The 21546-nt window shown below is 63.7% G+C and carries 24 protein-coding genes and 1 other RNA gene; 7 read left to right on the plus strand and 18 right to left on the minus strand.

The features are described from left to right. Positions 1 to 41 precede the first annotated feature (41 nt). Both RTP54_RS11820 and miaA read right to left on the minus strand, forming a co-directional pair. Positions 42 to 380 carry a potassium channel family protein gene (locus tag RTP54_RS11820; RefSeq protein ID WP_112810198.1) on the minus strand — a complete coding sequence of 113 codons (339 nt, stop codon included), beginning with the start codon at positions 378 to 380 and terminating at the stop codon, positions 42 to 44. Between the two features lie 204 nt (positions 381 to 584). Next, complete coding sequence (gene miaA / locus RTP54_RS11825) at positions 585 to 1496, minus strand: tRNA (adenosine(37)-N6)-dimethylallyltransferase MiaA (protein WP_312362783.1); 912 nt, start codon at positions 1494 to 1496, stop codon at positions 585 to 587. On the opposite strand from miaA, the gene serB reads away from it, so the two are divergent. Both serB and RTP54_RS11835 read left to right on the plus strand, forming a co-directional pair. After that, positions 1495 to 2382 (plus strand): phosphoserine phosphatase SerB, encoded by an 888-nt coding sequence (gene serB / locus RTP54_RS11830; protein ID WP_112816170.1) that lies wholly within the window; start codon positions 1495 to 1497, stop codon positions 2380 to 2382. The two genes, miaA and serB, sit on opposite strands and share 2 nt — an antisense overlap. Then, complete coding sequence (locus RTP54_RS11835) at positions 2379 to 2942, plus strand: GNAT family N-acetyltransferase (RefSeq protein WP_312362787.1); 564 nt, start codon at positions 2379 to 2381, stop codon at positions 2940 to 2942. Before serB ends, RTP54_RS11835 begins: the two co-directional genes overlap by 4 nt. 405 nt (positions 2943 to 3347) lie before the next feature. Here the strand turns inward: RTP54_RS11835 and RTP54_RS11840 are convergent, their stop codons facing one another. The 15 genes from RTP54_RS11840 to RTP54_RS11910 form a co-directional block, all read right to left on the minus strand. Then, positions 3348 to 4250 carry a LysR substrate-binding domain-containing protein gene (locus RTP54_RS11840; protein ID WP_312362789.1) on the minus strand — a complete coding sequence of 301 codons (903 nt, stop codon included), beginning with the start codon at positions 4248 to 4250 and terminating at the stop codon, positions 3348 to 3350. 539 nt (positions 4251 to 4789) lie between these two features. After that, positions 4790 to 6229 (minus strand): DegQ family serine endoprotease, encoded by a 1440-nt coding sequence (locus tag RTP54_RS11845; protein ID WP_312363251.1) that lies wholly within the window; start codon positions 6227 to 6229, stop codon positions 4790 to 4792. Positions 6230 to 6587: 358 nt separating this feature from the next. After that, positions 6588 to 6974, minus strand: coding sequence for an ACT domain-containing protein (locus RTP54_RS11850; protein WP_112810202.1), 387 nt, complete (start codon positions 6972 to 6974; stop codon positions 6588 to 6590). 6 nt (positions 6975 to 6980) lie between these two features. Beyond that, positions 6981 to 7166, minus strand: a complete 186-nt coding sequence (locus RTP54_RS11855) for a DUF2065 domain-containing protein (protein ID WP_025427670.1) — start codon at positions 7164 to 7166, stop codon at positions 6981 to 6983. A gap of 7 nt (positions 7167 to 7173) precedes the next feature. Beyond that, positions 7174 to 8097, minus strand: coding sequence for a protease modulator HflC (gene hflC, locus RTP54_RS11860; RefSeq protein WP_112810203.1), 924 nt, complete (start codon positions 8095 to 8097; stop codon positions 7174 to 7176). Then, a complete protein-coding gene (hflK, locus tag RTP54_RS11865; protein ID WP_112810204.1) occupies positions 8094 to 9203 on the minus strand; it encodes an FtsH protease activity modulator HflK in 1110 nt (369 codons plus the stop codon). Before hflK ends, hflC begins: the two co-directional genes overlap by 4 nt. Before the next feature lie 256 nt (positions 9204 to 9459). After that, complete coding sequence (locus RTP54_RS11870) at positions 9460 to 9996, minus strand: dihydrofolate reductase (RefSeq protein WP_312362801.1); 537 nt, start codon at positions 9994 to 9996, stop codon at positions 9460 to 9462. Beyond that, the gene (locus tag RTP54_RS11875) at positions 9989 to 10597 is read right to left on the minus strand and encodes a glutathione S-transferase (RefSeq protein WP_312362803.1); all 609 of its coding nucleotides are present in this window, start codon (positions 10595 to 10597) and stop codon (positions 9989 to 9991) included. The genes RTP54_RS11870 and RTP54_RS11875 overlap by 8 nt, the downstream gene beginning before the upstream one ends. A gap of 145 nt (positions 10598 to 10742) precedes the next feature. Beyond that, positions 10743 to 11537: a thymidylate synthase gene (locus RTP54_RS11880; RefSeq protein ID WP_312362805.1), complete on the minus strand. Its 795-nt coding sequence runs from the start codon at positions 11535 to 11537 to the stop codon at positions 10743 to 10745. Positions 11538 to 11705: 168 nt separating this feature from the next. Further along, entirely contained in the window at positions 11706 to 12905 is a 1200-nt protein-coding gene (locus RTP54_RS11885; RefSeq protein ID WP_312362807.1) for an ABC transporter permease, read from the minus strand. Positions 12906 to 12909: 4 nt separating this feature from the next. Continuing rightward, positions 12910 to 14052, minus strand: coding sequence for an ABC transporter permease (locus RTP54_RS11890; RefSeq protein WP_312362808.1), 1143 nt, complete (start codon positions 14050 to 14052; stop codon positions 12910 to 12912). Beyond that, the gene (locus tag RTP54_RS11895) at positions 14052 to 14759 is read right to left on the minus strand and encodes an ABC transporter ATP-binding protein (RefSeq protein WP_312362809.1); all 708 of its coding nucleotides are present in this window, start codon (positions 14757 to 14759) and stop codon (positions 14052 to 14054) included. The genes RTP54_RS11890 and RTP54_RS11895 overlap by 1 nt, the downstream gene beginning before the upstream one ends. After that, the gene (locus tag RTP54_RS11900; protein ID WP_312362810.1) at positions 14756 to 15883 is read right to left on the minus strand and encodes an efflux RND transporter periplasmic adaptor subunit; all 1128 of its coding nucleotides are present in this window, start codon (positions 15881 to 15883) and stop codon (positions 14756 to 14758) included. Before RTP54_RS11900 ends, RTP54_RS11895 begins: the two co-directional genes overlap by 4 nt. A gap of 82 nt (positions 15884 to 15965) precedes the next feature. Next, complete coding sequence (locus tag RTP54_RS11905) at positions 15966 to 16997, minus strand: AraC family transcriptional regulator (RefSeq protein WP_312363252.1); 1032 nt, start codon at positions 16995 to 16997, stop codon at positions 15966 to 15968. 283 nt (positions 16998 to 17280) lie between these two features. Beyond that, on the minus strand, positions 17281 to 17589 hold the full coding sequence (locus RTP54_RS11910) for a DUF2853 family protein (protein ID WP_112810226.1): 309 nt from the start codon (positions 17587 to 17589) through the stop codon (positions 17281 to 17283). Positions 17590 to 17760: 171 nt separating this feature from the next. Here RTP54_RS11910 and ssrA point away from each other — a divergent pair. The 4 genes from ssrA (at position 17761) to RTP54_RS11930 (ending at position 19453) form a co-directional block, all read left to right on the plus strand. Next, positions 17761 to 18124: a transfer-messenger RNA gene (ssrA, locus tag RTP54_RS11915) on the plus strand. 111 nt (positions 18125 to 18235) lie between these two features. Then, positions 18236 to 18751, plus strand: a complete 516-nt coding sequence (locus RTP54_RS11920) for an SspB family protein (RefSeq protein WP_112810227.1) — start codon at positions 18236 to 18238, stop codon at positions 18749 to 18751. Between the two features lie 37 nt (positions 18752 to 18788). Beyond that, entirely contained in the window at positions 18789 to 18998 is a 210-nt protein-coding gene (locus RTP54_RS11925) for a DUF4169 family protein (RefSeq protein ID WP_112810228.1), read from the plus strand. Positions 18999 to 19216: 218 nt separating this feature from the next. After that, entirely contained in the window at positions 19217 to 19453 is a 237-nt protein-coding gene (locus tag RTP54_RS11930) for a ribbon-helix-helix domain-containing protein (RefSeq protein ID WP_112810229.1), read from the plus strand. Here the strand turns inward: RTP54_RS11930 and RTP54_RS11935 are convergent. Further along, on the minus strand, positions 19433 to 20305 hold the full coding sequence (locus tag RTP54_RS11935) for a GGDEF domain-containing protein (RefSeq protein WP_312362816.1): 873 nt from the start codon (positions 20303 to 20305) through the stop codon (positions 19433 to 19435). The two genes, RTP54_RS11930 and RTP54_RS11935, sit on opposite strands and share 21 nt — an antisense overlap. Before the next feature lie 334 nt (positions 20306 to 20639). Between RTP54_RS11935 and RTP54_RS11940 the strand changes: the two genes are divergently transcribed. Beyond that, complete coding sequence (locus tag RTP54_RS11940; protein ID WP_112816159.1) at positions 20640 to 21431, plus strand: hypothetical protein; 792 nt, start codon at positions 20640 to 20642, stop codon at positions 21429 to 21431. Positions 21432 to 21546 lie beyond the last annotated feature (115 nt).

Here is a 21546-nt window from a genome sequence, read left to right on the forward strand (position 1 = left end):
TACCCCCTCGCCCAGGTTTTCAGCCAACGGCCGTGCCGCCATCAATCCTTGCGCTTCTCGTCCGCCGCATCTGCCGTCGCGCGCAATGCCTGCACGCTCACCGCGGCGACGAGGCCGGTCAGCACGATCCCCGTAAAGCCGATCACGATCGCCAGCACGCGCGATGACAGATGCTTGGGCACCAGATCGCCGTAACCGATGGTCAACCCGGTGACGAAGGTGAAATAGAACGCATCGACGAGCCGCCATTCCTCCACGCGCCCGATGACGACGCCGCAACCGACCATGATGCAAAGAACCCCGGACAGAACGGGCCAGACGACACCAAGCTGGCGGTAAAGCTCGACAAAGAAAATCCGCCTCGTATTCCTTGACCCCATCGGACCTCGCCCGAAACCGACGACAGCCGATCCGCTACGACCATTTGACCGGCCGGATCGGTGGCCAGGTCGGCGGATTGCCGGCGACTGGACTGCCGTTGCGGCCCAGCTTGCAATTTAGGGTGATCTAATGCGGATGGATGTCAACTCTGTAACGGTAACGACGGGCGGCGGCCATCGCCAGCGGCACCACCTTGCGCGCGTTCAGATAACCGCGGCGCCGCTTTCGACGCGCTGCCAGCTGTCATCCAGCTGGTTGCGAAACCAGGTCATCTGCCGCTTGGCATATTGCCGGGTTGCGGCCGAGCCGGTCTCGATCACCTCGGCTTGCGTGATCTCGCCGCGCAAAAGTGCGGCAATCTGGCTGACGCCGATCGCCTTCATGACCGGCATGGCCGGATCGAGGTTCAGCGCCGTCAGCGCCCGGACCTCGTCGATCGCCCCACCCGCCAGCATCAGGCCGAAGCGGCGGTTGATGCGATCGTGCAGCACCTTGCGGTCCGGCAGGACCACCAGCTTTCGCGCCCGATTGGGATTGATGATCTCAGGGCCGTTCTTCTGCTGGTAGACACGGATCGACTGACCGGTCGCCTCGACCACTTCGAGCGCACGCACGATGCGCTGGCCGTCTCCGGGTTTCAGCGCCTCGGCCGTCTGAGGATCTTGGGCGGCAAGCACCGCATGGAGCCCCTCCGGTCCTTCGGTCTTCAGCCGCTCGCGCAGCCGCTCGCGGATGTCGGCCGGAACTTCGGGCATGTCGGCAAGGCCGCCGGTCAGCGCCTTGAAATAGAGCCCGGTGCCGCCGACGAAGACGGGCAAGCGGCCACTCTCGCGCAGCTTGCCCACCAGCGCTTGTGCCTCGCGCAGCCACGCCCCGGTCGAATAGGCGTCTCCCGCCGGCACATGGCCGTAAAGACAGTGCTCGACGCCACCCATATCGGCCGCGTCGGGGCGCGCCGTCAGCACCCGCAAGGTGTCGTAGACCTGCATGCTGTCGGCGTTGATGACCACGCCGCCATGCCGGCGCGCCAATTCGACCGCAAGCGCGGACTTGCCGCTGGCGGTCGGCCCGGTTATCAGGATCGCGTCCGTATCGGTTTCAAGGTTGTTGTCCATGGCTCTCGTTGCCACGCTTATCGCCAATCCGTCAAATCCTGTTCTGACGCCAGCGCTCGCGGAAGCCGCCGCTGACGCCGTCAAGGCATCCGGTCTCTACTGGCTTGCCGATGGCGTCGCCTGCGACCTGGCGCTCACCGATGGCACCGACGCCTTCGCCGCCGAAGCGGCGCTGCGCGGCGCGCTCAATGGCCTGCCCGTCGATGTCGCAGTCCAGGACGCCGACACAAGGCGCAAGAAACTGCTGATCGCCGACATGGATTCGACCATGATCGGCCAGGAATGCATCGATGAACTGGCGGCCGAGGTCGGGCTCAAGGACAAGGTCGCCGCCATCACCGCGCGCGCCATGAACGGCGAGATTGCCTTCGAGCCGGCGCTGATCGAGCGCGTCGCGCTGCTGAAGGGCCTGCCGTCCAGCGTCGTCGGCGAGGTCATCGCCCGGCGCATCACGCTGACGCCGGGCGGCCTTGAACTCATCGCCACCATGAAGGCGAAAGGCTATTACACCGCGCTCGTATCGGGCGGCTTCACCGTCTTCACCGGCCCGGTTGCAGACATGCTCGGCTTCCAGGAAAACCGCGCCAACACGCTGATCGAGAAGGACGGCACCCTGACCGGCGAGGTCGCCGAACCGATTCTCGGCAAGCAGGCGAAAGTCGATGCGCTCATCGACATCGCCGGCCGCCTCGGCATCTCCACCGACGAAGCACTGGCCGTCGGTGACGGCGCCAACGATCTCGGCATGCTGCAGCTCGCCGGCAGCGGCGTCGCCCTGCACGCCAAGCCGGTGGTCGCCGAACAGGCGAAGGTGCGTATCGACCATGGCGACCTGACGGCCCTTCTCTACCTGCAGGGCTATCGCAAGACCGACTTCGTGCGATGATCGTCTCGGAAACCGAACGGCTGCGCATCCGCGCCTGGAAGGAGACCGACCGCGATCTCTTCTTCGAGATCAACAACGACCCCAAGGTGATGGAATTCTTCCCCCATCGCCGCAGCCGGGAGGAATCCGACGCCCTGTTCGACCGCGTCGGCCGCGGCATCACCGAGACCGGCCTCGGCTTCTTCTCAGTCGCCCTGAAGGCGGACGATCGCCCGATCGGCTTCTGCGGCCTCGCCTATACCGACCTCGAGCCTTACCTGCCAAAGGGAACCGTCGAGATCGGCTGGCGGCTGGCCGCTCCGTTCTGGGGCAAGGGCTATATCACCGAGGCGGCGCTCGACCTCCTGCGTTATGGCTTTGAAGAAAAAGGTCTTCGCGAAATCGTCTCCTTCGCCATTCCCGAAAACACCCGCTCGACGGCGGTGATGAAACGCATCGGCATGCACCGGGACCCGGCGCGTGACTTCAACCACCCGCGCATCCCCGCCGACAAGCCGGAGCTCGTGCGGCATGTGCTCTATGCGATGACACGGGCGGACTGGCAGGCCGAGCGAGCCTAGGCCCGATGATCGCGCACCCTCTCCGGTAAGGCTTATCGCACGCGCTCCATCCGCATGGCCCTGGCGCTTGTCACTTGGCGCCCGCCCCTCACTGTCCTGCCGGACATCTCTCCCCGCCTGCGGGGAGAGAGACGCTGGGCGCACCCACCGCGCCCATCCGCAACGCGAGCGCATCGCCGATCCAGCCGTATCGCCACATGCGCTTCGGATTGGCAAGGTCGATGCGGCACGCCTCCTCGCAGTGGAGGAATCGCCAAACAGGTCGGTCCGCCTGCAATAATCGAGAAGCCGCTGCAGGACGAGACGGTCACCACTTGCGTCCTTCTCCCCGCCTGCGGGGAGAAGGTGGCGGCAGCCGGATGAGGGGCATCGCCAGGCTGAGACATGCGGACCGGCGGCACCTGTTCAATTCCCCCGCCCCGCGCCCGGATACGCCCGCTCGACCCAGGCGACGAAAGCTTGCGCCGCTTCCGACAGCGCATCGAACCGCCGCGCCACCAGAAAGAAAGCACCATAGGGCACGGAGACGTCGAACGGCTGCAGCAGGCGCCCGGCCGCAAGCTCGTCGCGCGCATGGTCGCGGTCGATCAGCCCGACGCCGTTGCCGCGCAACGCCGCCTGCAGCACCATGGCGCCATCGGTGAAGATCGCGCCGCGCTCGATGCGAACCGGCCCGGCGCCCGCGGCCGTAAACCATTGCTGCCATGCTTCGCGATTGTCTTCGTGCAAGAGCGGATGCTGCATGAGATCGACCGGCGTCGAAATCGGTCGACCGGACCCGGCCAGCTCCGGCGCGATCACCGGGATCATCTCGACACCGCCCAGCCGGCGCGCCTCGACGCGCGGCCAGGAGGAAAGGGTGAGACTGTAACGAATGGCGATATCGGCGTCGCCGCTTCGAAAATCGGTGAGCCGCGGGTCGGCATCGATCACCAGATCGATCTGCGGATGCTCGCTCTGGAACTCAGCCAGATGCGGCACCAACCAGCATCCGGCAATGGACGGCTCGGCGCTGACCTTCAATGTCTGGCTCGCGCGACGACCGGAAAGCGCCTCGAGGCTGTCGCCGACCATGTCGAAGGCCGACGTCAGCACCGAAAGCAATGTGCGCCCCTCCGCCGTCAGGCGAACGCTGCGGTGGCGCCGCTCGAACAGCGGCCGGCCGACGAGATCTTCCAGTTCGCGGATCTGCCGGCTGATCGCAGCTTGCGAGACGAACAGCTCGGCAGCGGCCAGCGTGAAGCTTTCGAGCCGGCCCGCCGCCTCGAAACTCCGCAACGCTGTCAGGGGCAGCCGGCCGCGCTTCATGCATAACCTCAAGTCATCCGAAAGCGACAGTAAACTCGTTTGAGCGCCGGCGGCAAGTGCGTTGAAATGGCGGGACAGAAAGGAGGATCCGGCCATGTATGCCATCCTCGAAACCCTGATCGACGCGCTTCGCCTGATGACGTTTCAACCGCCGGCGCGCCGCAGATGCTGTGGCGGTTCAGATCCGGCAGCAGCCGCCGACCAGGGCATAAGCAACACCTGACCGCCCGGCAATACCGCGCGGCGGCATTGCTGCCAGGCGCAAGGCTGAAATTCGCAACGATGAGCAAGCAGGATCATGAAACAGCCGGACAGGCTGATGCGACCGCAACGCGCCGGGATCTACGCGGACCATGATCAGAGGACAAGCGCGTCCGGCTGGAACGTGATCCGCACCGGATCATTTCGAAGCACGGTGCGACGCAGATCGGGCGCGAAAGCGATCCTGAATCGAAATCTCAACGACCGGAATCGCCCTGCGAAAAACGGGCGCGATGGGCCTGAAAGGATTCAGGAAATCGCCATCGCGCCGCGTCGTCCTACTCCATCCGCACGGTGACGAAGCGCAGCTCGCCGGTCTTGTTGGACAGCATCAGCAGCGCGTTGCGCCGGCCGTCGGACTTCAGCTCCTCGACACGATCGGAGACGTCGTCAGGCGTATCCATCGCCTCCTGGCCGACCTCGACGATGACGTCGCCCGGCTCGACCCGGCGCTCGGCCGCGGCCGAACCTGCCTGCACCTCGGCGATCACCACGCCTTCGACATCGTCGGCAATGCCGAATTTCTTGCGGCTCTCGGCATTGAGCGTCGTCAGCTTCATGCCAAGCACGGTGTCGGAGGCCGGCATCTCTGCGGCGGGCGGCTGGTCGGTCTTCTTGTCTCCACCGCCTTCGTCCGTCGTGGTCGCCGCGGCATTGGCGATACCCTCGCCATCCTCGAGCCGCCCGAGCGTGACCTTGACGGTCTGCTCCTTGCCGTCACGGATGACCACGACGTCCACAGCCTTGCCGACGCCGCTTTCGGCGACCGCGCGCGGCAGGTCGCGCATCTCGGCAACATCCTTGCCATCGAACTTTATGATGACGTCGCCGGCCTTGATCTCACCCTTGGTGATCGGCCCGCCTTCGATGATGCCGGAGACCAGCGCGCCGCGTGGCGAGGCCATCTTCAGGCTTTCGGCAATATCGTCGGTCACCGGCTGGATGCGCACGCCGAGCCAGCCGCGCCGCGTCTCACCGAAGTCCTTCAGCTGCAGAACCACATTGGCGGCAAGCTCGGTCGGGACAGAGAAACCGATACCGATCGAGCCGCCTGTCGGCGAAATGATCGCGGTGTTGATGCCGATGACCTCGCCCTGCATGTTGAACAGCGGGCCACCGGAATTGCCGCGGTTGATGGCGGCGTCCGTCTGGATGAAATTGTCGTAGGGGCCGGCATTGATGTTGCGGCCGCGTGCCGAGATGATGCCAACGGACACCGAGCCGCCGAAGCCGAACGGATTGCCGATCGCCATCACCCAGTCGCCGATGCGCATCTTGCGGGAATCGCCAAAGGGCACCGCCTTCAACGGCACCTTCGGCTCGACCTTGAGCACCGCAAGGTCGGTCTTGGTGTCCTTGCCGACGAGCTTGGCCTTGAGCTTGCTGCCATTGGCGAAGATCACCTCGATATCGTCGGCGCCCTCGATCACATGGTTGTTGGTGACAATCACGCCGGCGGGATCGATGACGAAGCCGGAGCCGAGCGAATTGACGGTGCGCTGGCGGTTACCGCCCTTGTCGCCCTGCCCCTTGAAGAATTCGTCGAAGAAGTCCTGATAGGGCGAGCCCTCCGGCACCTGCGGCGTCGGCGCATCGTCGTCGTTCTTGACGCGCTGGGACGTCGAAATGTTCACGACGGCATCAAGCAGGCCGGCCGCAAGGTCGGCGACGGATGCGGGGCCGTTGCTCGGTGGACGAACGGCCGCCGTCTGCGCCATCGCGACATTGGACAGAAGCAGCGTGGCTGCCAGCGCCAGGGCGCCGAGTGATTTCGATCGAGTGGACAATTCGCGGAGCTCCTCACATTGTCTCGGCGGTGCGATACCTGAAAGGGTAGCGCGTCATGCGATGCTGCGCAGCCCCGGGCGCCCGACAGGGAGCATGGGTCGCCGCAGCGACGTTGGTTCATCCCGCATAATCGCTCCGATCACCGGTTGGGCCACCGGGGAATTATGCGCGTTGGCGACAGCGACGTGGTCAAGGGTTCGCAGTCCCGCCGATCTTCCAGTGAAGATACGGCGGAATTCAGAAGCGTCCAGACACGATTTTCTGATCCGTCCGAAAGAACCGAAGCAATCAGATGGTGATCTCGTGCCCGTGTTCCTTCAGAGCCTGCACCGCCTTGTCGAGATCGGAACCGGCAACGAAGATGTAGTCGGTGCTGAAAGTCGAATTGGCAAAGACGCCGATGCCGGCGTTCGACAGCGGCCGAAGCACCGAAGCGAGCACGCCCGGCACGTCGAAGCTGAAATGCTGTTCGATGCGGAAGCAACGCCAGCCGAGCGAACTCTGGGTGCTTGATGGCACGCGCGCAGCGCGGCACACGAGGGTCATTTCCTCGCGCGAGCTGGACACGGTCCAGAAACCCGGTCCCGGCAGCCATTCGGGCATCTGGGAACCGACATTGAGACGGGTGATCGCATATTCGGCGTCGACCAGCCGGATCAGCAGTTTATGTGGCATTTCGCATTATCCTCGAAGCAACCAGACAAGTCCGACCCCGGCGGCAACGGAAAATACCCCGGCCAGTCGAAGCTGATGCTCCGGGACATACGGCAAACGCTTCGCCAATTCCACTAAAACCAAAGGGGCCAGTGCGTACACCAGCCCCTCGATGATCAGGAAAAAAGCAATCCCGGTCAGAAAGTCGGACATTGTCCGCTTAGTTCCCGGTCACCGGTTGCGTCGTTGTTGCAGCCGGCAGCTTACCTTCCGAGTCGTTGAAATAACGGAAGAACTCCGAATGCGGCGACAGGACGAGTGTCGTGTCAGAGCTGCCGATCGACTGCGTATAGGCGGTCATCGAACGGTAGAATTCGAAAAACTGCGGATCGCGTGCAAAAGCGTCGGCAAAGGTCCTCGTCCGTGCGGCTTCGCCTTCACCGCGCAGGATTTCCGATTCGCGCTGGGCGTCGGCGACGATCTCGACGACCTGACGGTCGGCGATGGCGCGGCGGCGCTGGCCGGCTTCGTTACCGCGGGCGCGGATCAGTTCGGCTTCCGCCAGACGCTCGGCCTTCATGCGGTCGAAGGTCTGCTGCGAGACTTCCTGCGTCAGGTCCGTGCGACGGATGCGAACGTCCTCGATGTTGAGGCCGAGCGATTCCGCGTCGGTCTTCAGGTCGGCGCGAACTTCGCGCATCATCGATGCACGTTCGTCCGACAGGGCGGCTTCGAAGCCGCGCAGACCGTAGACGCGACGCAGCGATGCGTCGAGACGGGTGCGCAGACGCGCTTCGGCGGAATCGCGGTCACCCGAAACGGTTTCGCGGAAGCGGCGTGGGTCGGCGATCTTGTAGACGACGAAAGCGTCGACTTCATAGAACTTGCCGCCCGAGACCTGGACGCGGATGTTGTCGAGATCGAAGCGAAGCGCCTGTGCCTCGACATACTGAACGCGGTCGGCATCCATGAAGGCGAAGGGCAGCTTGAAGTAGAGGCCCGGCTCTGTCTTGACGTCCTGGATCTGGCCGAAGCGGACGACGATCGCCTGCTGGCGCTGGTTGACCACGAAGATCGACGAGTACAGACCGACGAAGACGACGGCGAGCAGGATCAGGATGATTGAAGTACGATTGTTGATCACTGTGCGCCTCCCGACTGTGCCGGCCGACCAATTTCATTCAGCGGCAGATAGGGCACGACGCCCTGCCCGTTCTTCTCGTCGATGATGACCTTCTTCGACTTGCCGAGCACGCCTTGCATCGTTTCGAGATAGAGACGCTTGCGGGTTACGTCAGGCGCCTTGGAGTATTCGTCATAGACCGAGATGAAGCGCTGGGCCTCACCTTCCGCTTCCTTGACGACACGATCCTTGTAGGCGGCTGCCTCTTCGCGGATCTGCGCGCCCTGGCCGCGGGCCTTGCCGAGGATCTGGTTGGCGTACTGGTTTGCTTCTTCGACGAAGCGGTCTTCGTCCTGCTCGGCGCGCTGCACTTCGTCGAACGCGTCGGCGACTTCACGCGGCGGAGCCGCATCCTCGATCGCGACCGTGTTGACGGAAACGCCGGTGTTGTAGCTGTCCATCGTTGCCTGGATCGTGCTCTTCACGTCGGCTGCAATCGCCTGGCGATTGTCGCGGAAGATGTCCTGGGCCGGACGACGGCCGACCACTTCGCGCATGGCGCTTTCGGCGACGCGCTGCAGCGTGTCCGACGGATTTTCGACGTTGAAGAGGTAGGACTTCGGATCCGTGACCGAGAACAGCACCGAGAACTGAACGTTGACGATGTTCTGGTCGCCGGTCAGCATCAGGCCGGCATTGGACTGACCGCTGTTGCGGCCGCCGATGTTCTGCTGCTGCTCGGTGATCTTGACGAACTCGACGGTTTCGAGCGGCCAGAAGTGATAGTGCAGGCCCGGCATCGAGATCTCGTCCTTCGGCTTGCCGAAGCGCATTTCGACGCCGCGCTCATCCGGCTGGACCGTGTAGATCGAGTTGATCAGGATGAAGCCGACGATCAGCAGGCCGACGATGGCAAAGACGCCGCCGTTGAAGCCACCGGGAACGACGTTCTTCAGTTGGTCCTGGCCACGGCGAATGATCTCTTCCAGATCCGGCGGGCCGCCTTTGCCGCCGCCGCCACCGCGCGGGCGGTTCGGCCCCTGGCCCCATGGACCCTGATTGCCTCCGCCGCCGCTGCCGCCGCCGCCCCAAGGGCCGCCGCCGCCATTCTGATTGCTCCAGGGCATCAAAACCTCTCTTTTAAATACTGCTCACGATGAACTGCCGCGCGAATGCACGGACGTCCACGATGTGAACCCGTTATAGGTATGACATGCATCGCTTTCAACGCGATAGGCCAGAGTTCACCGTAAATGGTTCAAAATAGTTGACGAATGGCGCATTCGGCGCCGCACGTCGACTATGCCGCACCAGGGCGACGTGACACGGCAACCGCGCGGCCGGAGATTCTCCATCGCGTGTTGCCGATGGTGCGGGCCGGCGTCAACCGGCGCTGCGTCGGCGCCACGTCACGAAGTGCATCGCGTGGCTGTCCTTTTCGCCTTGCGGCAGATCCTCCTCGAACACCTTGTCGAAGATTGCGGGATCGATCTGAGGAAAGCGCGCGTCGCCTTCGATATCGGCAGGAACCTCGGTGATATGCAGGATATCCGCCACGCCGATCGCCTGGCGATAGATCTCGCCGCCGCCGACGACGCAAACCTCGTCGGCGCCGGCTGCCGACGCTTCGCGCCGGGCCGCGACGAGCGCTTCTTCCAGGGAATGGGCGACAATCGCGCCCTCGGCGGAAAACTCGGCGCTGCGGCTGATGACGATGTTCGCGCGGCCCGGCAGCGGCCGGCCGATCGAGGCCCAGGTCTTGCGGCCCATGATCACGGGCTTGCCGAGCGTCAGCGCCTTGAAGCGCTTGAGGTCGGTCGGGAGCCGCCACGGCAGATCGCCCTCGCGTCCGATGACGCCGTTTGCGGCAACCGCGGCGATGAGGGAGATTTTCGGCTGGTTGGTGCTGGTATCAGTCATGGAACCCATTCGGTTTGCTGTCGATTTCGCTTGCCCTGACATTGGCGGCCCGGTCCGTCACCACGTGGATGTAGCGGTCGACGACCTCGCTCTCGGGCAGGATCTTGCGCATCCATTGCAGCGCGCTCGCCAGGAGGAGGTCGGCGGCACTCATCGTCGCGCCGAGCAGATAGGATTGCCGGCCGAGAACGTCGATCACATGGGCGCACATCTCGCTATAGAGCCGCGCCTGCGCCGGATTGTTGATCGTCGCCCCGGTCATATGCGCGAGCGCCGTCGGCTCGATCACGCCGGCATAATAGGCAAGCCAGGAGAGATAGGCGCCGCGCTCGGGATGACCCGGCGCCCGCCCGAGGCTGCATCCGGGATGAAGGTCGGTCAGGTACTGCACCACGGCCACCGTCTCCCAGATCAGCACGCCGCCGCCGTGCAGAAGCGCCGGCACCTGTTTGTGGGGATGCGGATTGTCGTCGTCGGGCGCGCCGGAACCATCCCAGCGCCGGATCGAGACGTAGCGGATCTCATAGTCCGCACCAAGCTCCTCGAGCAGCCAGACGATGCGCGATGAGCGCGACCTCGGCGCATGAATGAGCGTCAGCATCGAAACCTCCCCGTAGCGTCGGGCACGGCGCGAACCGACGCCGCAACGCTTGAATGACCCGAGAGACGGCAACCCCTACGGCCTGCCGCGTTCACACGCATGGCTTTATCGACGGCTCCGCCGCCCCGCCGGAACCGGCCGCCGGTCAGACGGCAATCGGCGCCTTGATGCTTGAATCGGCTTCGTAGCCGACGAGGGTAAAGTCTTCAAAACGGAACGAAAACAGGTCCTTGACCTCAGGGTTGATCCGCATGGTCGGCAGCGTCTTCGGTGTGCGCGTCAGCTGCAGCCGGGCCTGGTCGAAATGATTGTGGTAGATGTGCGCGTCGCCGAAGGTGTGGACGAAATCGCCAGGCTCAAGCCCGGTCACCTGCGCCACCATCATCGTCAAGAGCGCATAGGACGCGATGTTGAACGGCACGCCGAGGAAGATGTCGGCCGAGCGCTGGTAGAGCTGGCAGGACAGCTTGCCGTCGGCCACGTAGAACTGGAACAGGCAGTGGCATGGCGGCAGTGCCATCTCGTCGACCAGCGCCGGGTTCCAGGCCGAAACGATATGCCGGCGTGAATTCGGATTGGTCTTCAGGCTTTCGACGAGGCCGGCGATCTGGTCGATATGCCGACCGTCCGGCGCCGGCCAGGAGCGCCACTGGTAGCCGTAAACGGGGCCGAGGTCGCCGTTTTCGTCCGCCCATTCGTCCCAGATTCTGACGCCGTTGTCCTTGAGATAGGCGATGTTGGTCTCGCCTTTCAGGAACCACAGAAGCTCGTGAATGATCGAGCGCAGATGCAGCTTCTTGGTGGTCAGCACCGGAAAGCCTTCCGACAGGTCGAAGCGCATCTGGTAGCCGAAGACCGAGCGTGTGCCCGTCCCGGTCCGGTCGCCCCGGTCGGTTCCCTTGCTCATCACATGGTCGAGGAAGTCAAGATATTGCTGCATGGTCTGGCGCCGCCGATTCGTGTTGTCCCAAATTTAGGGTGAAGCCGGCAGCAAACCAATGTCTCCGGGATGTTTATCCCGCAAAATCGGCCACACCCCGTATCCTGTGCGCAGGAAACCGGGTGTGGCATCGCGCCATCTCCGATCGATCGCGCGCCGGGTTCTCCGTCACCCGCGTGATCGCAAGGCCGTCGCGAGCGGCAGCCGTGTCGCGGCGATCGCCGGCAAGGCGCCACCGACGACGCCGATCGCAAGCCCCAGCAATCCGGCTCTCAGCATGACGTCGCCGGTGACCGCCAGCTGGAATGCCATACGCGCATTGTTGCCGCCGATCGTGCTTGCCTGCCAGCCGTTGAAGGCAAGCCATGACAAAGCGAGGCCAAGGAGAACGCCGACGGCTGCAAGCAGCACCGCCTCGATCCAGGTTGCCGCCGACGCCGACAGGCGGCTGAAACCGAGCGTTCGAACGGTCGCGATCTCCACGGTGCGATCGGAAACGGAGTTCATCATGGTGTTCAGCGCGCCGGCGGTGGCGCCGATTGCCATCAACAGCGCGAGCGGCCATCCGAACAGCCGGATCAGCGAGGCGGTGCGCTCCGACTGCGCGGCATAGAGATCGGCTTCGGATACGGCGATCAACGGCGTCGTCGTGATCGCCGCAAGCTCGCGCGTCAGGACCGCAAGAGCTGCGGGCTCGGCGAGCCGCATCCGCAGGCTCTGGACCTGGCCCTGCCGATCGAAAGCGGCACCGACCGTATCGAGGTCGGCCCATATCTCGGATTCGAAGGCGCTGCCCTGCGCGGAGAAGGTCCCGACGACGCGCCAGTCGACGGTGCCGAGCCGCACGCTATCGCCGGTGCGCAACCCGAACTCGCGGCCAAGGCGATCGCCGACGACGATCTCGCGCGCGCCGGGCGCAAAGAGCCGCCCACCCGACAGGGAGACATGGTCGCGTATCGCCGCACCTGCGGCGTCCATGCCCCGCAGCGCCAGTGTCCGTCCGGCATCGGTGCCGACCGGTTTCACCTCCACCGTCACGACCATTTCGCGAGACAGGACGAGCGCGCTATCTTCGAAGCGCTTGACGCCGATATCGCCCGTCATCGCCTGCAGCGTGCGGATGACCGATGCGGGAATATCGGAGCCCGTCTCCTGGTTTGTGCCGCCGCCCAAAACGACGGCGACCGAAGGCGAGCCCGCGCTCTGCAGCGCCGTTTCGAAGCCCTTGGCCATGGCGAGAAATCCGGCAAGGACGCAGACGACGAGCGCGACGGACAGAACCATCGAGAGGGAAATGGACAGGCGCCGCGGCAGGCTGAAGACGTTGGCGCGCGTCATGACGAATGTTTGTCTAAGGATGGAAGACATGGATCTACCTCTGCCTGAAAGCGGCGATGACAGGTGTTCTGAGCGCGTTGATGGCCGGAAGAGCCCCGGTCGCAAGACCGAGAATGACGATAATGACGACCGCCCGCGCCAGAACAGGCATTGAAAAGAAGAGACCGAGAGCCGGATCGCTAAAGCTCACGGCAAGCTTGGCAAGCCCGAGGCCGGCGCCTCCTCCCACCACGACGATGAAGAGGGTTTCGGCGAGGATCAGCCCCATCACCTGCGCGCCGGAAAAGCCCAGCGTTTTCAACACGCCGATTTCGAAGGTTCGCTCCCGCACGGCAAAGACCATGGTGTTGATGACGATCATCAGCAGGGTGACGAAGGCGGCGCTGACGACAAGATCGACGATCAGGCCGACATCGGCATATTGCCGCAGAAAGGCTTCCAGGAACTGCTTTTCCGATTGCGTCCGGGTCGGCGCGGCAGAGTTGGCGAACATCTTGTCGATGCGCGCGGCAAGATCGCCGGCCGAGGCGCTCGCCTGTGGGCGCACCACGAAAGCGTCCACCGTATCCCGGTTGCGGGCGCGCGCCGCGTTCAGATAGTCGTAGTCGGCGATCATGAAATAGGTATCGGTTGAGGCATTCTCGCCCTCGAAGATGCCGGCGATGCCGAAGGACCAGTCGCGGCTGCCGCCGCGCTTTGCCATGTCGAAACCGGTCACGGTCACGCTCTGACCGACACGCCACCCTTGCGCTTCGGCAAGCGCCCGGCCGACGAGCACCCTGTCGCGCTGCGCTGCCAGCGCATCGACGAGCTCCGGCGTCAGCCCGAGCTCCTTCCCGCTCACGGCCATGAGACGCTGCGGGTCAAGGGCGCTGACGGCAACGACATTCTTCTCGACTGCAACGAACCCGCGCATGCGGCTCGTGTAGTTGATCGCCGCCACGTCCGGATCGGCCGCGATCCGGTTCATATGCGCCATCGGCAAGGGCTGCGCACGGCCGGCCGCACTCATGACGCCGAGGATATCGTCGCTTGCCGCCGACGTGCCCTGGCTGCCGCTGACGAAACTCGCCGTCAGGCCGTAGATCAGGAACGCGACCGAGACACACAGCATGAGCAAGGCGGTGCGCAACGGCTTCCGCCAGGCATTCTTCCGGGCCAGATCGAACAGGGTCATCAGGCAGCCCTCCGCTCTTCGATGAATGTGCCCTTGTCGAGATGCAGCGTCCTGTTGGCATGAAGCGCTGCCTGCGGGTCGTGCGTCACCATGACGATGGTCTTGCCGAATTCCCGGTTGAGCATGCGCAGCATCGCCAGCACCTCGTCGGCCGACTTTCGATCGAGATCGCCGGTCGGCTCGTCGCAGAGAAGCAAGGCCGGATCGGCAACGATGGCGCGGGCAATGCCGACACGCTGTTGCTGGCCGCCGGACATCGAGGCCGGATATTGTCGGGCGCGGTCGGCAAGCCCGACCAGTTCCAGCACCTTTTCCACCCGGCCACGCCGGTCCCTCGCCGACAGGGATTTGAGCAGCAGCGGCAGTTCGACATTCTCCGCAACGGTCAACATGGGCAGCAGATTGTAGAACTGAAAAACGATGCCCATGCAGTGCGCACGCCAGCTGGCGCGGGCCGCCTCGCCCATCTGGTCGAGCCGGTTTGAGCCGATGCGCAGGCAGCCGGCATCCGGCCGGTCGATGCCGGCCAGCATGTTGAGCAAGGTCGATTTTCCCGATCCGGACGGGCCCATGATCGCGACGAAATCGCCGCTCGGGATTTTCAGGTCGAGGCTGGAAAAGATTGGTACGGTTTCGCCGCCGATCGCGTAGGCTTTGCTGATCCCGCTCAGCTGAATGTAGGGTTCCAGGTGGTTTGCAGTCGTCATTGCGATGTCTCTCCGATCTGATTTTCCAAACGAATGCGCGCGGCCATGTTCGGCCGGATACCAGCAGGCGGATTGCTGAGGGCAAGGCGCAGGGTGACGGTGCCTTTCTCTGCGGAGGCGACCGGCGCGATCCGCAAAATCTCGACGCCGAAGGGCCTGTCGGGAACGCCGTCCAGCACCGCCTCGCCGGGCAGCCCCGGCCGAAGGACGCCGATGCTGGTTTCCGCGACGTCCGCATCGATCACCAGTCTCGACGTGTCCGTGATCGCGAGCAGCATCTGGTTCTCCAGGACGCTGTCGACGCGCGCGAGCACCATGTCGCCGGCATGGGCATCGAGCGCGGTGACGGTGCCCGTCATCGGAGCCCGCACGACGAGCGCATCGACCCGCTCCTGCGCGATGCGCACCTGAAGCGTCGCCTTTGCAAGCCTCTGCCGCGCCTGGGCCAGGCTGTTGAGCGCACTGTTGCGGGCCGTGGCCGCCTTTTCGAGATCCTGCGTGGAAATGGAATGCGAGGCGGCGAGCGCTTCCGAACGCCGGAACGACGCCCCTATCTGCTCCAGCTCGATTTCGCTCGCCTCGACGACGAGGCCCGCGAGGGCCTTTTCGACGAGCGCCTGTTCGAGCGCAAAACCCGCGCCGGCATCCTCGAGCGTGACGAGGATTTCACCGGCTTCGACATGTTGCCCGATCTCGACATCCACGGACATGATCCGCCCTTCGTATTTGGAAAACACCGAGACGCTGTGCGGCGCCACCACATGGCCGGAGCCGGTGACTTCGCGCGGGACGTCGGAAGACGGCTTCATCAGTGTTGCCGAGCCGTCGTTGCGGGTGGCCGCCTGGCTGAGGGGTTGCGCGGATTGCCGGGCTGCGGCCTCGACCGTCGCCGGTTCTCCACCCGGCGCTGGCTGCCAAAGGAAGGCCCCGAGCCGATCGGCGGCATCGGGCGAGATCAAGGGGACAGCGACGGTCGCGCCGGCCGCCAAAGCGAGCAGGCAACCGGAAAGCAGACGTCGCCGAAATCGTCTCGGCGGCGGCGTCCGTGTTTGTGGCGAAGGCTCGAGCGAAAGCGCCTTCAGCGTTTCGGCGAGTTTACGGTCGTGTTCAGGGATGATGTTCATGCCGGCACTATGGGCGCCGGCACCGGGATCTCGACCGAAAACGCGATAAAGGCCGTACTCGATCCTGAAAGAGTACCTGGCGTCAGCCCTTGGCCGGGCCTCGTGACCTGCGCCATTCGACCGGGGTCATCTCGGTCGCGCGGCGGAACTCGCGATTGAAGTTGGATTTCGTCTGGAAGCCGACCTCGAACATGATTTCCGTCACCGGCTTGGCCGTTTGCGCAAGCAGATCGCACGCCTCCCTGATCCGGAACGCGTTGACATATTGCGAGACGTTGCTGCCGGTCGCCTCGTTGATGGCCGTCGATATCTGTCGCGCCGGGATGCGGAGCTTTCTCGCCAGCCGGTCGAGCGTCAGGTCGCAATCGCGGTAGACCGCCCTCTCCCGCATCAGCGTCTCGACCGCCAGCATCGTTTCCGCGGTCTCGACGCCTTTCGAGGCATCCGTGACCTCCGACATCTCCGCCGAGCCGGCAAAAGGTCGGCTCCGCCCCATGGCTGCCACCGCAACCGAGAGAATGACGAGCCCGGCCAGTTGTCCGCCCATGATGACCAGCGGGGCGTTCTGCCCATGCATCCAAGCCATATCGAGAAATACGAGGACATCCCCCAGCGCCGACAGGAACAAGGCACCTGCCGCAAGGAGAATGGCCCGATAGGCAGACCCTGCTTCATCGAACGCGGCAAGGCGAAGGGCATCCGCGCCCGGTTGCACCAGGAGGAGAATGGCGACCCCATAGCTGACAAAGATCAAGACGAGAGCCAGGTCGATGCCATCGCGCCAGATGACCGTCAGCGTAGCGACAAGGAGAACCGGGAGCGCATGCACGCCGACCCTGAGAGAAAGCGAGAACCAGCTCCTGCCGATCAGCTGGCAAACGCCGGCATAGACGAGCGGCGGGATCGTTGCAGCAACGACAGGCGCGACAAACATGATCTGCTGCAGCCCGTAGCCCCATCTGAGACCCACCAGCAGGCATTGCAGTGCGCTGACCAAAATCAGGGCGAGGAACGGCATATTTGCCGGCCTGTCTTCCGCGCCACGACGGACCGCGACGATGAAGAGCCCGAGAACCAGAATCGACACGACGATAGGCAATGGGATGAGAAGCATGAGGCGGCCGGGCAAAAGATGCGTTGCGATGCTGCCGGCGACGTCTACACGACGCAACGACGACGGTCATCCTGAAAGAGATAGACCGAGAAAGCAGAGCTTGGATCACCCTCTGGCGTCAGAGGTATCGAGAGGATCGTATCGATGGGGACAGCGACCGAGCGGCATCACCAGCTGTACGCGCGGTCCGTCGGCCCGATGCCGTCACGATCCAACGCCGACCCGCAAATGTCCGCGTTGAATCTGCTGTGTCCCCGGGGGACTGTGAAACCGCTGCGGAAACCTAGAGGGTCTGCAGCTTGCCGAGGTTCTTGGCAACCAGATAGTAGAAGGTCACGCGGGACTTGGAGCGGTCCGCCGCCATCGCCTTGGCCGTGGCCGAAATGGCTGCATCCGCCTCGGCACCCGCCACGCCGAGCTTCTTCTCGCACCATTTTTCCCTGACGCGTTCGAGCTCCTTGGGGTCGGTTGCCGATACGAGCGAGGAATCCTTGTTGCGCAGCGCAATGCCGAGATGGCGCACGATCTTGTTCACAACAGCTTCGTCGGCGCCGCTGTCATACTTCTGCACATCTGCGAGATAGTCGGTCATGATGCCTCCACATAGGATTGCTCGAAAACTGCGCCATGCCCGGGCCTGCCCTTGAGCCTGCACGCAGCCGCCGGAGTTTTTCACGGCTGCCGAGCATGTCAAGGGTTTTGGCCGATCGGGAGATTTGCCTTCGCCGCGGTTTTGAAAAAGCAGCGATATATCCGCTTCCTCCCCCTTTTCTTGGGGCGCGGAAAGACCTATATGACAGATGCCGTCTTCGGGCGGCTATGGCAATAAACGGGCGGTGAAATAAACCCATTGGACCCGGGGGCGGTACCCGGCGCCTCCACCAAAAACCGGTCGATACTTCGATGACCGGCTTTTGATGGGGGCGAAATAGGATCGACAAGGGCGTAAAGATCGACTTTTTGCTCGGCATTGTACCACCGTTATCGGGCTAAACTTATAGTTGCAAACGACAACTATGCTGAAGCACGTCTCGCTGCCTAACGGCGGTGCGACACTTCAAATCAAGTCCTTCCGGGTAGCACCGTAAGGCGGGGTCCGAAGGCACCTGGCAACAGAAGCCTTCACCTTCTCCCCCGCTTCGAAATGGTCTATAGATGCTTGGATAATTGACTCGTCATATCGAGACGGGCATTGGAAAGCCGACAGTAGAATTGAGTTCGAGAGAGACGGGAATCCCATGGGCCAGGACCACATTCGCTATGACATTCTGGCGCAGGACGCGCTTCGCGGCGTCATCCGCAAAGTACTGACCGAGGTTGCCGCCACCGGCCACCTGCCTGGCGAACACCATTTCTTCATCACCTTCCTGACCGGCGCGCCGGGTGTTCGCATTTCGCAGCACCTGAAGTCGAAGTATCCCGAGCAGATGACGATCGTCGTCCAGCACCAGTTCTGGGAGCTCAAGGTCTCCGATATCGGCTTCGAGATCGGCCTCTCCTTCTCCGACACGCCGGAACGGCTGGTCATCCCCTTCAATGCCATTCGCGGCTTCTACGATCCCTCCGTCAATTTCGAACTCGAATTCGACGTGGCGACGGCCGAAGAGGAAGAGGTGGAATCTGCGGAGATCACCGCCTACCCCGTGCCTGAAACCGACGGCGAAGCGCAGCCCAAGGACACGGAAAAATCCGGTGAAGCCAAGAATGGCGGCGGCTCCGTCGTCTCGCTCGATTCCTTCCGCAAGAAGAACTGAGCCGCACGAAGACCTGAGGCAACCGAAAGGGCGCGGCATGAGTGGTGACGTCGTCAATCTGCGCCAGTTTCGCAAGCGCAACGCCCGCGCCGAAAAGGAAAAGCAGGCCGAACAGAACCGTATCTCGTTCGGCCGCACCAAAGCCGAGAAATCGTTGACCGACGCCTTGAACGCCAAGGCCGAAAAAGCGCACGAACAGGGGCGCCGGGAACCGACGGCCGACAGGCCTGACGAGACGAAGGACTGACCGGCCGCATGCGGCCGATGCGGCCCGGCGTCACGTTTCCGAAACGCCGGCGTCACGCTTCCGAAACGATTTGAAAGCAAGGCACGTCACGGATTGAGATCGCCAGCCGGGCCCTCGACAGGGTACGCAACCGGCGAAAAACGATTCCCGTACAAGAGCTTGGCCCGGCTTTCCGAATCAAACCGCCAACGACTTGAACGAGGACACGAGCTCCGGCGATGATCCGAAAACACTCCGCCACCCTGCACGGACACCGCACCAGCTTCTCGCTGGAGGATCCGTTCTGGCTGGAACTGAAGACGATCGCGGCTGCCCGGGCCATGCCGATCGCCCAGCTGATCGTCGAGATCGACGATGCCCGCGGCGGAGACAGCAATCTCTCGTCTGCGCTGCGGGTCTATGTCCTCGACTGGATCAAGTCGAAAGCCGAGCGATCAACGCCCGGCGACGCGTGACGGTGCGTCACCGTGGTCGGTGAAGGCGTCCGTAAGGGCGCCGGCAAGTCCGTCGCGCAGCTGTGCGGCCATCGCCCTGATCCCGCCCGGCAGCCGTGAATACTCCACCAGACACACCCGGTTGCGCCCCGTGTTCTTGGCGAGATAGAGCTGGTCGTCGGCAACCTTGAAGATGTCCTCGTACTGGACCGGGTAGGTAAACAGCGCCACACCGATGCTGACCGTCACCGGATCGGCGCTCGAAGCAATCGCCTGCCCGCGCTCGGCCACCGCCAGACGAATGCGTTCGGCCATCGCGCCGATCGTTTCTGGATGGGCTTCATGGACGAACACCCCGAATTCCTCGCCACCCAGACGGCCGATCAGGCCGCTTTCCCCCACCGCCGCGCGCATCTCGGTTGCGATCGCGACCAGCGCCTCGTCACCGGCCAGATGCCCATGCTGATCGTTGATGCGCTTGAAGTGGTCGGCATCCAGCACCATCAGCGCCGAGGTGGCCGGAAAAGGCTTGAGATCCTGTTCGGCGGCGAAGGCCGTCACGTCGGACGTGAATGCCGCGCGACTGAGACAGCCCGTCAGGCCGTCATAGCGGCTCGCAAGCGTCAGGAGATCGTTGGCACGCGCAAGCTGCTGCAGCTTGATGCCGATGAAGGCGAAAAGCGGGATGGCGAGAAGCAGCGGGATGTAGAGGGCAAGACGCATCGATGTCGCCATCACCTCAGGCCCGAAAGGGGCGATGAAGTGATAGGTGATGAGAACGGCAACGGCGGTGCAACCGACGGTGCCCGAAAATGTCCAGTTCACGATCCAGATGACCGCGCGGCGATCAAGGCCCTTATAAAGCGACGTCATGCCACCCCCCGTTGCCATCACCACTGTGAAGGCAGGATGCTAATCGCCGCTCAACCAATCCATTAGGATTTTAGGTGCTTTGCGTTTCGACGCACAGAACGGCGCGCACCGATCGATCCCGGCCCCGCCCCCAGCCGCGGCGCCGGCGCTGGAGCGCAGGCCTGCACAAGCGTCTTCTCCTGTGTGCTTGCCGCCACAGATTGGCCAAATCGATACGGCCCGACAGGCCCGCCGGGACATTTCCCCTTGTTAAGGCAACGCTAATTTAAAACAATCCTCATCGTGTCAGCGGCCCTTGCCGCGACGCCTGCAAGTTGTGGGAGGGAGAACACCCATGCGTCACTGTGCACGGATCGGCCTGGCGACCTGCCTCGCCCTGTCATCGACTGTCATCGCAAACGCCGCCGACATCACACCGCTTCTGGCCCCGACCGCCGAGCCTCAGCAGACGCAGAGCGGCTGGCAGTTCTCCGTCGCGCCCTATTTCTGGATGGCCGGCCTGACGGGCGACACCAGCCAGCTCGGGCTGCCCAATGTGCATATCGATTCCAGCTTCGGCGACATCTGGAACAATCTCGATTTCGCCCTGATGGTGACGGGCGAGGCCCGCAACGGTCCCTACAGCATCTTCGGCGATACGATCTACATCAAGCTTTCCGCCAGCGGCAGCACGCCGGACGGCGTCCTTGCCGATAGCGTCAGCCTCGACACCCAGAGCTTTTCCGCAACGCTCGGCGCCGGCTATGCGATCTACGAGGATCAGAACTCCCATCTGGATGTCGTCGGCGGCCTGAAAGTCTGGTCGGTCGACACGACGCTCTCCTTTTCCGGCGGCTCGCTCGGTGGCGTCAGCCGCGACGACAGCGCCACCTGGGTCGACGCGGTCGCCGGCCTTCGCGGCGCCTATTACTTCACGCCCGAATTCTATCTGACCGGATGGGGACTGATCGGCGGCGGCGGAGCGGATCTCGATTGGGATGCCGCACTCGGTCTCGGCTACAAGTTCACCGACACGATATCGGCGGTCGCCGGTTATCGCGCGCTGGGCGTCGACTACAGCAATGACGGCTTCAAATACGATGTCGTCCAGCACGGCCCCATCATCGGCGTTTCGGTCCGCTTCTGACAGGTCGTCCGGCAGTTCAGCAGGTCAGGGGCCGCAAGGGCCCCGCAAACCTCGCGCATCGTTCAAAGTCCAGGGATGATCACGGACTGACGCGGGGCGCCCTTGCCCGGACCAG

The organism is Ensifer sp., from assembly GCF_031989085.1.
GTDB lineage: Bacteria > Pseudomonadota > Alphaproteobacteria > Rhizobiales > Rhizobiaceae > Ensifer.

Excerpts from the sequence above, each read along its gene's own strand:
- RTP54_RS11820 (WP_112810198.1), bottom strand. The coding sequence starts at position 380 with ATGGGGTCAAGGAATACGAGGCGGATTTTCTTTGTCGAGCTTTACCGC.
- serB (WP_112816170.1), top strand. The coding sequence starts at position 1,495 with ATGGCTCTCGTTGCCACGCTTATCGCCAATCCGTCAAATCCTGTTCTG.
- miaA (WP_312362783.1), bottom strand. The coding sequence starts at position 1,496 with ATGGACAACAACCTTGAAACCGATACGGACGCGATCCTGATAACCGGG.
- RTP54_RS11835 (WP_312362787.1), top strand. The coding sequence starts at position 2,379 with ATGATCGTCTCGGAAACCGAACGGCTGCGCATCCGCGCCTGGAAGGAG.
- RTP54_RS11840 (WP_312362789.1), bottom strand. The coding sequence starts at position 4,250 with ATGAAGCGCGGCCGGCTGCCCCTGACAGCGTTGCGGAGTTTCGAGGCG.
- RTP54_RS11845 (WP_312363251.1), bottom strand. The coding sequence starts at position 6,229 with ATGGCGCAGACGGCGGCCGTTCGTCCACCGAGCAACGGCCCCGCATCC.
- RTP54_RS11850 (WP_112810202.1), bottom strand. The coding sequence starts at position 6,974 with ATGCCACATAAACTGCTGATCCGGCTGGTCGACGCCGAATATGCGATC.
- RTP54_RS11855 (WP_025427670.1), bottom strand. The coding sequence starts at position 7,166 with ATGTCCGACTTTCTGACCGGGATTGCTTTTTTCCTGATCATCGAGGGG.
- hflK (WP_112810204.1), bottom strand. The coding sequence starts at position 9,203 with ATGCCCTGGAGCAATCAGAATGGCGGCGGCGGCCCTTGGGGCGGCGGC.
- RTP54_RS11870 (WP_312362801.1), bottom strand. The coding sequence starts at position 9,996 with ATGACTGATACCAGCACCAACCAGCCGAAAATCTCCCTCATCGCCGCG.
- RTP54_RS11875 (WP_312362803.1), bottom strand. The coding sequence starts at position 10,597 with ATGCTGACGCTCATTCATGCGCCGAGGTCGCGCTCATCGCGCATCGTC.
- RTP54_RS11880 (WP_312362805.1), bottom strand. The coding sequence starts at position 11,537 with ATGCAGCAATATCTTGACTTCCTCGACCATGTGATGAGCAAGGGAACC.
- RTP54_RS11885 (WP_312362807.1), bottom strand. The coding sequence starts at position 12,905 with ATGTCTTCCATCCTTAGACAAACATTCGTCATGACGCGCGCCAACGTC.
- RTP54_RS11890 (WP_312362808.1), bottom strand. The coding sequence starts at position 14,052 with ATGACCCTGTTCGATCTGGCCCGGAAGAATGCCTGGCGGAAGCCGTTG.
- RTP54_RS11895 (WP_312362809.1), bottom strand. The coding sequence starts at position 14,759 with ATGACGACTGCAAACCACCTGGAACCCTACATTCAGCTGAGCGGGATC.
- RTP54_RS11900 (WP_312362810.1), bottom strand. The coding sequence starts at position 15,883 with ATGAACATCATCCCTGAACACGACCGTAAACTCGCCGAAACGCTGAAG.
- RTP54_RS11905 (WP_312363252.1), bottom strand. The coding sequence starts at position 16,997 with ATGCTTCTCATCCCATTGCCTATCGTCGTGTCGATTCTGGTTCTCGGG.
- RTP54_RS11910 (WP_112810226.1), bottom strand. The coding sequence starts at position 17,589 with ATGACCGACTATCTCGCAGATGTGCAGAAGTATGACAGCGGCGCCGAC.
- RTP54_RS11920 (WP_112810227.1), top strand. The coding sequence starts at position 18,236 with ATGGGCCAGGACCACATTCGCTATGACATTCTGGCGCAGGACGCGCTT.
- RTP54_RS11925 (WP_112810228.1), top strand. The coding sequence starts at position 18,789 with ATGAGTGGTGACGTCGTCAATCTGCGCCAGTTTCGCAAGCGCAACGCC.
- RTP54_RS11930 (WP_112810229.1), top strand. The coding sequence starts at position 19,217 with ATGATCCGAAAACACTCCGCCACCCTGCACGGACACCGCACCAGCTTC.
- RTP54_RS11935 (WP_312362816.1), bottom strand. The coding sequence starts at position 20,305 with ATGACGTCGCTTTATAAGGGCCTTGATCGCCGCGCGGTCATCTGGATC.
- RTP54_RS11940 (WP_112816159.1), top strand. The coding sequence starts at position 20,640 with ATGCGTCACTGTGCACGGATCGGCCTGGCGACCTGCCTCGCCCTGTCA.